Origin of the sequence: Paraburkholderia sp. BR14312 (genome assembly GCF_040948675.1) — a bacterium.
GTDB lineage: Bacteria > Pseudomonadota > Gammaproteobacteria > Burkholderiales > Burkholderiaceae > Paraburkholderia > Paraburkholderia nodosa_A.
Genome location: NZ_JBFPKI010000015.1, coordinates 159,463 through 171,583, shown reverse-complemented (window position 1 = coordinate 171,583; position 12,121 = coordinate 159,463). Strand labels below are relative to the sequence as shown.

The following is a 12,121-nucleotide window of genomic DNA, read 5'->3' as shown; positions in this document are numbered from 1 at the left end:
TGTCATCGCGGGTATTTCGCGACGGACTGTAAGGGCGGGAACGCTGCCCGGCCGATCGCGCCCTCGACCCGAACCGGCCGGTGGAACCGGGCACACCGGTCAGTTGGCCGGCAGCTCTTCGTCGCGCACCAGCATCACCGGCCGGTCCGCCATGCGCAGGAACGACTCGGCCACGCTGCCGAGCAACAGGCGCTTCATGCCCGACAAGCCACGCGTACCCATCACGACGAGGTCCGCGCCGTCCTCGGCGGCGATGCGCGAGATCACTGCGGCGATCTCCTCGCCGCTTGCATCGGCCGCGCGCGTTGAGCCCGGCACCTGAGCCTGCGCGAACACCAGTTTCGCCTCTTCGAGCGCCGCCGTTGCCGCGTCGTTTTCCGCCGAGTGGCGCGCCTGTTCCTCGGCGAAGCCCGTACTGACGTCCACGAGCCGCGCCGGATGCCGCACGACATACAGCGCCTGAACGGCGCCGCCAGTCGCTTTCGCGACCTTCACGGCCTCCTCGAGCGCGCGCCGGCCGCTGCGGCTGCCATCGACCGCTACCAGAATCTGCTTGTACATCATGGACCTCCCGGGCGTCGCCCATGTTGCGCACCGGCTCCCGGCGCGCTATCCAGATAAAGATCGTTGTAGCGCATTCAGGTACGGATGCGCGCCCCGGCCAGTGCGACCCGTTGTCTCTACTGCGTCACCATCGTGATCCACCTGACCGGCTCAGCGCATCGTCAACACCGCCGCGCCCGTGAGCCGTCCCTCGCGCAAATCGGCCAGCGCCTCGTTCGCGCGCGCGAGCGGGTACGGCGTGGTTTCGATTTCGAGCTTGTGCCGCGCAGCGATCGCCATGAACGTCGCCCCGTCCTCGCGCGTGAGATTCGCCACCGAAACGATGCGCCGCTCTTCCCACAGCCATGCGTAAGGAAACGAGGGAATGTCGCTCATGTGGATGCCGCCGCACACGACCGTGCCGCCCTTCGTCAGCGCCCGCAGCGCAGCGGGCACGAGCGCGCCGACCGGCGCGAACAGCAGTGCCGCGTCGAGTTCCTCGGGCGCGCGCTCGTCGCTGCCGCCGGCCCACGTCGCTCCGAGGCGCCGCGCGAACTGCTGCGCCGCGACATCGCCCGGACGCGTGAACGCGTAGACGGTGCGCCCCTGGTGGCGCGCGACCTGCGCGACGATATGCGCCGCGGCGCCGAAGCCGTAGATGCCGATGCGCCGTGCATCGCCCGCCATCGCGAGCGAGCGATAGCCGATGAGTCCCGCGCAGAGGAGCGGCGCGGCCTCGAGGTCGCTGTACTGGCGCGGCAGATGAAAGCTATAGCGGGCGTCGGCGACGGTGCGCGTGGCGTAGCCGCCGTCGATCGTGTAGCCGGTGAAGCCGGGTGCGTCGCAGAGGTTCTCGCGCCCGTCGGCGCAGAAACGGCAATGGCCGCAGGTGCGGCCGAGCCACGGCACGCCCACGCGGTCGCCGGGCGCGAAACCCGTCACGCCGGCCCCGAGCGCCGCGACCGTTCCGACGATCTCGTGACCGGGAACGAGCGGTCTTTTCGGGTGAGCGAGATCGCCGTCCACGACGTGCAGGTCGGTGCGGCATACGCCGCACGCACGCACGTCGATCAGCAGTTCGCCCGCGCCCGGTGCCGGGTCGGGTAGATCGGCTTCGCGCAGCCGCGGATTCTCGCCGTCGAACAGCATTGCCCGCATCGCTATCCTCCTCGCCAGAACGCGGCAGACGCGCCGCATCGATCACCATAAAACCATGTTATGCAATCGGACCGCGCGCTGTCGTGCATTGCGCGCTGCGGCGCAGCTACCCCGATGCGACTCGCCGCCACAGGACATCCACGCGTGGCGCGCCGCGCGATCGTGGCACCATAAGACGAATCCCACAGGACCACGAGGGCCGCAGCCCGGCCTGGCGCGCGGAGTCCGTCCGCCGTGCGGGCCACCGGCTCGCGCCACGCACGCCGCCGCGCCGCGCACGCAGTCCGCCTCGGTCCGCCTTCCGCCGCCGCGCAACCGGAGCCCCGCATGAACGCCACCGACACCCCTGCCTACCCGCCGCTCTCCGACGACCTGCTGCGCCGCATGGACGCCTGGTGGCGCGCGGCCAACTACCTCTCGGTTGGCCAGATCTATCTGCTCGCCAATCCGCTCTTGCGCGAGCCGCTGCAACTCGCGCACGTGAAGCCGCGCCTGCTCGGCCACTGGGGCACGACGCCGGGCCTGAACTTCCTCTACACGCACCTGAATCGCATCATCAACGCGCGCGATCTCGACGTGCTGTTTCTCGCGGGGCCGGGCCACGGCGGCCCCGCCGTCGTCGCGAACACCTGGCTCGAAGGCACCTACAGCGAGACCTGGCCGAACGTGCCGCTGGATGTCGAAGGCATGGCCGTGCTCTTCAAGCAGTTCAGTTTTCCGGGCGGCATTCCGAGCCATGTCGCGCCGCAAACGCCGGGATCGATCCACGAAGGCGGCGAACTCGGCTACGCGCTCTCGCACGCCTACGGCGCGGTGTTCGACAACCCGGATCTGGTCGTCGCCTGCGTGGTGGGCGACGGCGAAGCCGAAACGGGCCCGCTCGCCACCGCCTGGCACTCGAACAAGTTTCTCAATCCCGCCACCGACGGCGCGGTGCTGCCCATCCTCCATCTGAACGGCTACAAGATCGCCGGGCCGACCGTGCTCGCGCGCATAGGCGACGACGAACTCGCCTCGCTGATGAAGGGTTATGGCCACGAGCCGATCTTCGTGGAGGCCGAGGAACCGGACGTGGCGCATCGCTTGATGGCCGCCGCGCTCGACACGGCATTCGACGAAATCGCCCGCATCCAGAAGACTGCGCGCGAACTCGCGGACGAACACGGCAACCTGCCGTCCGGCTATGTGCGCCCGCGCTGGCCGATGATCGTCATGCGCACGCCCAAGGGCTGGACGGGCCCGAAGACCGTGGATGGCCAGAAAACCGAAGGCTCGTGGCGCTCGCACCAGGTGCCGCTCGCCAACATTTCGAAGCCGGGGCACCTCGCGCTGCTGGAAGGCTGGATGCGCAGCTACAAGCCCGAGGAACTGTTCGACGCGCAAGGCCGCCTCGTGCCCGACATCGCCGCGCTCGCGCCGCAAGGCGAAAAGCGCATGAGCGCGAACCCGCGTTCGAACGGCGGCGGCCGCGTGCGCGAACTGCGCGTGCCACCCTTCGAGCACCACGCCGTGGCTGTGCCCGCACCGGGCCAGGTAGACGCCGAAGCCACGCGCGTGATGGGCGCGTTCCTGCGCGAAGTGATGCGCGTGAACGACGCCACGCGCAACTTCCGCATCTTCGGGCCCGACGAAACTGCGTCGAACCGCTGGGGCGACGTATTTGACGTGACGTCGCGCACCTGGCTCGCGGAGGTCACGCCCGACGACGTCCAGCTCGCCACCAACGGCCGCGTGATGGAAATCCTCTCCGAGCACACCTGCCAGGGCTGGCTGGAAGGCTATCTGCTCACGGGCCGCCACGGTTTCATGTCGTGCTACGAGGCGTTCATCCACATCATCGATTCGATGTTCAACCAGCATGCGAAGTGGCTGCAGGTGATCCGCGAGATTCCGTGGCGGCGGCCACTGCCCTCGCTCAACTATCTGCTCACCTCGCACGTGTGGCGCCAGGACCATAACGGATTCAGCCATCAGGACCCGGGCTTCATCGATTATGCGGTGAACAAGAAGGCGGACACGGTGCGCGTGTATCTGCCGCCCGACGCCAATACGCTGCTCGCCGTGACGGACCATGTGCTGCGCACCTGGAACCGTATCAATATCATCGTGGCGGGCAAGCAGCCGCAGGCGCAATGGCTCGACATGGACGCAGCCATTCGCCACTGCGCGGACGGCATTGGCATCTGGCAATGGGCGAGCAACGACGACGACGGCGAGCCCGACGTCGTGATGGCCTGCGCCGGCGACGTGCCGACCATGGAGACGCTAGCCGCCGTGGATCTGCTGCGCACCTGCCTGCCCGACCTGAAGATCCGCGTGGTGAACGTGGTGGACCTGATGACACTCCAACCCGCCGACCGTCACCCGCACGGTCTGCCCGACGCCGATTTCAACGCGCTGTTCACGACCGACAAGCCCGTGATCTTCGCGCACCATAGCTATCCGACGCTGATCCACAAGCTCACGTACCGGCGCGCCAATCACGCGAACATTCACGTGCACGGCTTCATCGAGGAAGGCACGACGACCACGCCATTCGACATGACGGTGCTCAACCGGCTCGACCGCTACCACCTGTGCGAAGCCGTGATCGACCGCGTGGACGGCCTCGCGCAACGCGCGGCGCATCTGCGCCAGACCCTGCATGACAAGCTGGCCGCGCACCGCCGCTACGTGGACGAGTACGGCGACGACATGCCCGAAATCCGCGACTGGCGCTGGCCGGCGGCGCGCGCCGCGCAGGGCTCAGGTGACACGGCTTAGTTGCGCCTTGCGCCGCTCAGGCCGAAGCCGGCTTCGTGCGCCCGAACACGCGCGCGAACGCGGTGACAAAGGCGTCGAGCCGGTTCGATTCGAGACAATCGATGCCCGCCGCGCCGACCCGGCCGTTTCCGCCGGGGAACGCGCGGCAGAGTTCATCCGCGCCGCGCGGTTCCGTGAGCGGCGCGCGCACGCTCACCGCATAGTTGCCGTCCGCGTTCACGCTCAGCACCGCGTGCGCGCGCGAGGGCTCCTCGTTCGCGAGCACATTGGCGAACACGCCGCGCACGCGGCGCGCCCACGGCTCGTCGGGCAACACGCAAACGCTGCCGTACTGGAGCGCGACGAGCGGCGCGATGGCCTGGGCCAGTTCGAGATCGCCGTGACGGCAACGGGCGAGCTGTCCGACGATGGGCTCCGAGGCGATGAAATCGAACGGATCGGCATAAGGCTTCAGCGCCGCGTACAGATCGAGCGGCGCAATCATGAGATCTTCGACGCAGTCGCCGTAAGCGTTGTAGTTGATCGACTCGCCAAGCTCGCGCAGCTGCACGGCCTGCCCGGCATCGAGCCCGGCCTGCTGGGCAAGCGCCTGCGCCGTGTCGGGCAGGTTGTCGCCCCAGGCCGCCGCGATCGCCCACGGCCGGTAGCGGCCGGCGAGATGGCGGTCCACGAGCACGCTCGTGCAGACCTGCGCCGTCGTGTCGATATGCGCGACGAGATTCCTGTTCACAGGCAGGTCGCCCGCGTGGTGATGATCGAAATATTCGATCACGACGTCTTTCGCAAGTAGCGCGGTGAGCGCCTTGCGATTCACATCGAACGAAATGTCGAGAACCGTTAGCGAGTCGCCCGGCTTGGCGGGCACGCGCTCGACGAGTGCGATGTCGCGCTTCGCGCCGGTGATGAGCGTCGCCTCGCGCGGCCTTGCGAGCCGCAGTTGATGCAGCGCGCAGATGCCGTCTGCGTCGCCGTTGAATACGTCGAAATGCGCCATGTATCCGGAATTCCGTTGGGTTGAACTAGACAGTATCGCGCAGCCTCCCCCGATTGCACAAAAGGTACAAGACGCCGATGCCCATGCAGACCGTTTCGACCAAGGCATTGACATGCCGCGCAACGGCCTTCCCGAGCTGGCTCGCGCTATGCTGGTTCCGACGCTTGTCGCCCCGTTGCCCTCTTTTCCCACGACAGCCACGCCGATGTCCGACACGCCTATCTCACGCCATGTCCCCAATCGCCAGCGCGTAGCGCGCCGCCACAGCCGCCTCGTGGACGCCGCGCTCTCGCGCGCCTCCACGTATGCGCACCCGGCCGGGCGCATCGTGCGCATCGAAACGCATATTTCCGTGGTGTATCTCGCCGGGCGGTACGCGTACAAGATCATGAAGCCCGTCGATTTCGGCTTCGTCAATTTTGTGCGGCTCGATGCCCGGCTCCGCTGCTGCGAAGCTGAGATTCGTCTGAATGCGCCCTTCGCCGGACCGATTTATCGCGACACAGGCGAACTATTTCTCGACGGTCGGCGTTGCAGGCTCAGGTCCAGACGCGGCGTGCGCGGCAACGTAAAGGTCATCGACTATGCGGTACGTATGCGCCGCTTCGATCAGCGTCTGCTGTTTTCGAACCTGCTCGCGCACGGTGAACTGGGCACGGACGATATCGATGCAGCCGCAACCAGCCTCGCCGCGAGCCATCGGCATGCGCACCGGGCCGGACGCGGGCCGATGGCGCCCGCAGCGCGCCTCGGCTCGGCAGCACTGCTGCGCGAACAGGTGCTCGCGGCGCTCGCGCCCCTCGAAGCGGATCCGCGCACCGCGCATGCAGTGACACGCGCCGGGTTGCGCGAGACGTGCGAAAGCGAACTCGCACGTCTCGCGCAGCACCTGGACGGCCGCCGCACGAACGGATTCGTGCGCGCCTGCCACGGCGATCTGCATCTCGACAACATCGTGCGGTACGGGCGGCACGCGCTGATGTTCGATTGCATCGAGTTCAGCGACGAACTGCGCTGGATCGACGTGACCTGCGATCTTGCGTTCCTGCTGATGGATCTGCTCGCGCATGGCCGCTCCGCCTATGCCCACCGTCTGCTCAATCGCTACCTCGAAGCGACAGGCGATTTCGCGGGGCTCGCGGCGTTGCGGCTGCATATCGTTTATCGCGCGCTGGTACGGGCATTGGTAGCGACGCTCAAGGCGGGACCGCCCGCGCGGTCCGATGCGCAAGCCCGCGCAGGCGTCGCCTCTCGCTACCTCGCGCTCGCGGCCAGCGAAGCGCGCGCCATGCGCGAGCCCGCACCCTGGCTTCTGCTCTGCCACGGCTTTTCGGGGTCGGGAAAGTCGGTCGCGAGCCGCGCGCTCGCCGAATTGAGCGGGGCGATCCGTGTGTCGAGCGATCTCGAACGCAAGCGGCTCGAACCCTTCGCCCCGCCCTCGCTCGAGGCGCTGCCGGCAAGCGCCTACACACATGCCGCGCTCGATGCGCTTTACGAGCGCCTCGTCGCCCATGTGCGCGACGTGCTGAACGCGGGCTACACGGCGCTAGTCGATGCGACTTTTCTCAAGGCAACGCATCGCGCACGTTTTGCAGCGCTCGCGCGTGAGCTGAACCGGCCAATGCTGATCCTGAACTTCCACGCGCCGCAAGCGCGGCTCGCCGAGCGTGTGAGCGCTCGCGCGCATGGGCCGCGCGACGCTTCCGACGCCGGCGCCCACGTGCTCGCCGCACAATTGGCGCAAGCGGACCCACTCGATGCGCGCGAACGGCAGCGCACCGTTGATCTCAATACCGACGTGGAAATCGCGGCATTCTCGCGCGAGCCCTGGTGGGCGCCGCTGTTCGCACGCATGCGAGCGGAGGATGGGGGAATTTGATGCTGCGGCGGACCGATGATCTGCCGCAGAAGACCTGCGCGCTGCCCGCTCATCGCTCCACGAAAGGCCGCGAGAGCGGCCAGCGCAGCGAGGACGCCACCGGAAAGCGCGGCTTGCGGCCGGCCGGCGAGCGCCACGGCTGCATGCGTGCGGCCATGGCCGCGCACAGGGCGAGGCCTTCCTCGCCGTGCAGACGCTCCATGGCGTGATGCACGAGACCGGCGTCGAACCACAGCTTGAAGCGGCGATGGCAGGTGCGGAAATCGGGATACTGCTCGGGCAGCTTCGACCAGACCGAGCCGGTGGCCAGTACCCAAAGGATGCCCGCGAAAACGCGACGAGGATTGTGCGCCGGGCGCCCGCGGCGGCGACCTTCAACACGGATTTCGTGAAACATGGGCGCGATGCTGCGCCACTGCAGATCGGTAAGTTCCGGAGATATACGGGAAGACATCTGATGGCCCCTGTGAAGTTATCTGACACAACTGGACTAAAGTAGCCTCACAGCGGACAGGAAAATATCGGACTATGCCTAAAAATCGGGATGAACTCGGCGGTTCAGATCGGCACGCTAACCAGCGGCCGCGGCCAGTGCTGCGCTACACTGCGCCATCCCGGCTTCGCTGACGGATTTCCAATGGCGCCTTCATCCACTTCAAAAGCCCGGCACGGCCGGATTCGTGTCGGCGTGGGCGGCTGGATCTATGCCCCGTGGCGTGGCACGTTCTATCCCGACGGCCTTGCGCAGCGCCGCGAGCTGGAATATGCGAGCCGTCATCTCTCGACGCTGGAAATCAACAGCACGTATTACGGCGCGCAGCGCCCCGAAAGCTTCACGCGCTGGCACGATGAAACCCCGGAGGACTTCGTGTTCTCGCTGAAAGCCCCGCGCTTCGCGATGAATCGCCGTGTGCTGGCCGAAGCCGGGGCCACGATCGAGCGCTTCCTGAGCGGCGGCGTGCTGAACCTGCGCGACAAACTCGGGCCGATCAACTGGCAGATCACGCCGGGCAAGCGCTTCGATCCCGAGGACTACGCACGATTTCTCGAACTGCTGCCGGACGAGGCCGAAGGCCGCCCGCTGCGCCACGCGCTCGAAGTGCGCGACGAGAGTTTTTGCACGCCGGAATTCGTCGCACTCGCGCGCAAGCACAAGGCGGCGATCGTCATCAGCGGCGATTCGGACTATCCGCTGATCGGCGATACGAGCGCGCCGTTCGTCTATGCCCGCATCATGGGAACCGCGCAGAATCACCCGCAGGGCTATGCTCCCGCCGATCTCGACCTCTGGGCGAAGCGCGCGCTCGCCTGGTCGCGCGGCGAAACACCCGACGACCTCGCCACCTACGCGAAGCCGCTCGCCGCGAAGGCCGGCCGCGACGTGTATCTATACGTCATCAGCGGCTTCAAGGAGCGCAACCCGGCGGCAGCGGTGGCGCTGATCGAGCGCGTCGGTGCGAGCTAGCCGCGCACGGCGAATCTCATCTGACACGTAAAAGACCGTAATGCCGCCGTCATGACCTGGTCAGCAGCGAGTTGATATGGGTCAACATGCAAAGTTGCAACGCAGCGAGATACTGAATCGATGCGTTGCGGGCACTGCCACTCCCGGCGCCCAACCGCACCACGGAGTGTCCTGCCTTTGCAAACTGCAATCGAATTCACCATCCGCGCCGGTATCCTGCTACTCATCATTGCGCTCTGCCACGCCGCTGCACAGCGTTTTCGTCTCTCCGATTCGTTCGGCCTGACCAGCGCCGGCGTGCTGCTCGGCGCGGGCTACCTCGCCTTGCAACAGTTCGCCCCAGCCTTCACCGCTTCGACTGTCGTACCCTTGCTCACGACATCGCTTCCGCCCGAGGCGTATCTCTGGATATTTCTGCCGCCCATCCTCTTCGAAGCGGCGTTGCAGGTCGATACGCGCGGTCTTCTCGCCGATCTCGCGCCCATCCTTCTGCTCGCGATCGGCGCGGTGGTGGCCGCTGCGGCAGGCGTTGGCCTCGCCACGTGGATCAGCAGCGGCGAGAGCCTGATCGTCTGCCTGCTGCTCGGCGCAATCGTCAGCACGACGGATCCTTCCACCGTGATCGCGCTCTTTCGCAATAGCGGCGCGCCCGAACGCCTGATCCGGCTGATCGAGGGCGAAAGCCTGCTCAACGATGCCGCCGCTATCACCATCTCCACGCTCCTCACGAGTGCACTGGTGCTGGCGCCGACCGCTGCGCACAACCACGGCTATCCGCTCGCATCGTTCCTCGTTTCGCTCGTTGGCGGCTGCGCGTTTGGGGCGCTCGCGGGAGCGCTTTTCGTGGCGACGTCGAGCGCGCTGCGCCGCCTGCCTTTTTCCGAGTACGCGCTGTCGCTCGCGCTGCCCACGCTGCTCTATCCGACCGCGGAACACGGGCTTCACGTTTCCGGCGTGGCCGCAGTGGTGTGCGCGGGTCTCGCGGCCAGCCAGCTCATGCGGACACGCCCGCGCGCCGCGAGCCAGGGGCTGTTTCGCCAGCTTTGGGCGTACCAGGCTGGCATCGCCTCCGCCGCTGTCTTTCTGCTCGCTTCAGCGCACGTGCCCGGTCTGGTGCACACGCTGCATCTGCGCGACGCCCTCCCGCTCGGGCTGGCGCTGGTGGCCGCCACCCTGAGCCGATTCGGCATCCTCACGATCTTCGTGCCGCTGCTGAGCCGCTTTGGCATCTGCAAGCCGTTGCCGCGCGCGCATCAATGGCTGATCGCATGGGGCGGCGTGCGCGGGCCCGTCACGCTCACGCTCGCGATTTGCGTCGCGCGCAACGACGCGCTTTCGCCCGACACGCGCGCGTTCGCGGCCGCGATGGCCGCTGCCTTCGTCCTGCTGAATCTGCTCTGCAACGGCCTCACGCTAGGACGTGTGGCGCGATGGCTCGGCATTGCGCCAGGCACTTCCGGCTGACGCGCGCGGCGCTTCGCCCTGCGCTGGGTGCGCCACAAATAGCCGATCGCGGCGCGCGTAACGTCACATGCGGTCCACGCGCTACCACACGTGTCGTTACGCCGGTCACGCGCCGCTGACCTCCCCCCGTCTTCCGGCACGCGGAAGAAACCGCATGCCTCAAATCTGCCGGCGCATCTCAGCCGCTGGCAGCTTCATCATCTGCCGATACTTCGTGACCGTGCGGCGCGCCACCTGCACGCCCTGCTTTTCGAGTTCCTGCGTGAGGATGACGTCGGAAAGCGGGTCGCGCGGATCTTCGGCGTCGATCATTTCCTTGATGAGCGCGCGCACCGCAGCCGCCGAGCACGTGCCACCCGTGCGCGTCTCCAGCTCGCGCGGGAAGAAGCGCTTGAACTCGAAGATGCCGCGCGGCGTGGCCATGTACTTGTTGCCCGTGGCGCGCGAGACGGTCGACTCGTGCAGACCTAATTCGTCGGCGACGTCGCGCAGCAGCATAGGCCGCAGCGCGATTTCGCCGTACTGGAAGAACGCCTTCTGACGCGCGACGATGCACTCGCCCACGCGCAGGATCGTCTCGCAGCGCTTGTGCGCGTTGCGGATCAGCCAGCGCGCTTCCTGCAGCTGCTGAGCGAGCGGCGAGCGGCTCGTCTGATCCGAGCGCGCGAACATTTCCGCATAGAGCTTGTGGATGCGCGCCCGCGGCTCGATGGCCGGGTTCACGCTCACCACCCACTTGCCGCGCACCTGGCGCACGATCACGTCAGGAATGACGTAGCCGCCGTCCGCACGGCCATAGTGGTTGCCCGGTTTCGGATCGAGGCGGCGCACGAGCGCACTCGCGGCCTGCAGCGAGGCGGCGTCGCAGCCGAGCTGGCGCTGTAGCTCCCCGTGCTCGCGGCGCGCGAGGCGTTCGAGATGCTGCGAGACGATCTGCAAGGCCAGTTCGCGATGCGGGGTGTCATGCGGCATCGCCTCGAGCTGAAGCACGAGGCATTCGGAGAGCGAGCGCGCACCGATGCCGGGGCGATCGAGCGTCTGCACCACCCGCAGCGCCACGCGCAGACGGTCCTCGTCGAGCGTGTCGCCCGCCCCATCCACATCGGCGAGATCGGCGAGGTCCTGACGCAGGTAGCCGTCGTCGTCGAGTGCCTCGATCACGATCTGCGTTGCGATCCGGTCAAGGTCGTCGAGCGGCGAGAGGCGCAGCGCCTCGTGCAACTGCTCGCGCAGCGTAACCGGCACGCGCACCCAGTCGGAGGCCTCGGAATCGCCATCCTCGCCGCCGCGATAGCTCGACGTGCGCAACGCGCCGGGCGTTGGCATCTCGGCGGTGTAGCCCGAGCCTTCGTCGCTGTAGCTGGCCTCGGCGTACGAGGTCTCGGCGTAGGGGGACGCTTCCTGCGCCATGCCGGCATCGAGGCCGGACTCGCCGGCGCCTTCGGTCGCCATGGCGGGAACTTCGGCCGCGGGCGCCGCCGCGGAGCCGATGCCCGCTGCGCCGTCGGCCGCTTCGGCAGCCTCGCCGGTCTCCGAGGCGGGCGGGACATATTCGAGGAACGGATTGGTGTCGAGCGCCTCGCGCAGCTCCTGCTGGAATTCGAGCGATGACAGTTGCAGCAGCCTCACCGCCTGCTGAAGACGCGGCGTGAGCGCCAGATGCTGGCGCGCGTGTAACGCGATGGAAGGCATGGCAATCCCGTTTTGTTGAATTGAGTGGTAACACCGCTCATGCAACAGCCATGCCAGTTTTTACAACGCACTGTTTTGAAACGGGATCGGCACTTGCAACGCCTACGACGCGAGCCTTTTTCCGACCCCACCGTGGAGATTTTTACAACGGTGCGGAAAAATT

9 protein-coding genes are annotated in these 12,121 nt (G+C 67.1%); 4 read left to right on the top strand and 5 right to left on the bottom strand.

All coding sequences use genetic code 11. The annotated features are described in order from the left end of the window. Nucleotides 1–99 precede the first annotated feature (99 nt). The gene (locus AB3X98_RS34815) at nucleotides 100–561 is read right to left on the bottom strand and encodes a universal stress protein (protein ID WP_069261958.1); all 462 of its coding nucleotides are present in this window, start codon (nucleotides 559–561) and stop codon (nucleotides 100–102) included. 153 nt (nucleotides 562–714) lie between these two features. Continuing rightward, nucleotides 715–1,701 (bottom strand): zinc-dependent alcohol dehydrogenase family protein, encoded by a 987-nt coding sequence (locus tag AB3X98_RS34810; RefSeq protein ID WP_368604827.1) that lies wholly within the window; start codon nucleotides 1,699–1,701, stop codon nucleotides 715–717. A gap of 327 nt (nucleotides 1,702–2,028) precedes the next feature. Between AB3X98_RS34810 and AB3X98_RS34805 the strand changes: the two genes are divergently transcribed. Then, entirely contained in the window at nucleotides 2,029–4,464 is a 2,436-nt protein-coding gene (locus AB3X98_RS34805) for a phosphoketolase (protein ID WP_069261960.1), read from the top strand. A gap of 16 nt (nucleotides 4,465–4,480) precedes the next feature. Here the strand turns inward: AB3X98_RS34805 and AB3X98_RS34800 are convergent, their stop codons facing one another. Further along, nucleotides 4,481–5,458, bottom strand: a complete 978-nt coding sequence (locus AB3X98_RS34800) for an acetyltransferase (RefSeq protein WP_368604826.1) — start codon at nucleotides 5,456–5,458, stop codon at nucleotides 4,481–4,483. A gap of 205 nt (nucleotides 5,459–5,663) precedes the next feature. On the opposite strand from AB3X98_RS34800, the gene AB3X98_RS34795 reads away from it, so the two are divergent. Then, nucleotides 5,664–7,337: an AAA family ATPase gene (locus AB3X98_RS34795; RefSeq protein ID WP_368604825.1), complete on the top strand. Its 1,674-nt coding sequence runs from the start codon at nucleotides 5,664–5,666 to the stop codon at nucleotides 7,335–7,337. 49 nt (nucleotides 7,338–7,386) lie between these two features. Here AB3X98_RS34795 and AB3X98_RS34790 read toward each other — a convergent pair whose 3' ends face one another. Then, nucleotides 7,387–7,791 carry a transposase gene (locus AB3X98_RS34790; protein ID WP_342946071.1) on the bottom strand — a complete coding sequence of 135 codons (405 nt, stop codon included), beginning with the start codon at nucleotides 7,789–7,791 and terminating at the stop codon, nucleotides 7,387–7,389. A 183-nt stretch (nucleotides 7,792–7,974) separates the two neighbouring features. On the opposite strand from AB3X98_RS34790, the gene AB3X98_RS34785 reads away from it, so the two are divergent. Together AB3X98_RS34785 and AB3X98_RS34780 are read left to right on the top strand one after the other, a co-directional pair. Further along, complete coding sequence (locus AB3X98_RS34785) at nucleotides 7,975–8,802, top strand: DUF72 domain-containing protein (RefSeq protein WP_342946070.1); 828 nt, start codon at nucleotides 7,975–7,977, stop codon at nucleotides 8,800–8,802. A 177-nt stretch (nucleotides 8,803–8,979) separates the two neighbouring features. Further along, nucleotides 8,980–10,266 (top strand): cation:proton antiporter, encoded by a 1,287-nt coding sequence (locus AB3X98_RS34780; protein ID WP_368604824.1) that lies wholly within the window; start codon nucleotides 8,980–8,982, stop codon nucleotides 10,264–10,266. Nucleotides 10,267–10,425: 159 nt separating this feature from the next. On the opposite strand, the gene AB3X98_RS34775 is transcribed toward AB3X98_RS34780, so the two are convergent. Then, a complete protein-coding gene (locus AB3X98_RS34775) occupies nucleotides 10,426–11,958 on the bottom strand; it encodes an RNA polymerase factor sigma-54 (RefSeq protein WP_368604823.1) in 1,533 nt (510 codons plus the stop codon). Nucleotides 11,959–12,121 lie beyond the last annotated feature (163 nt).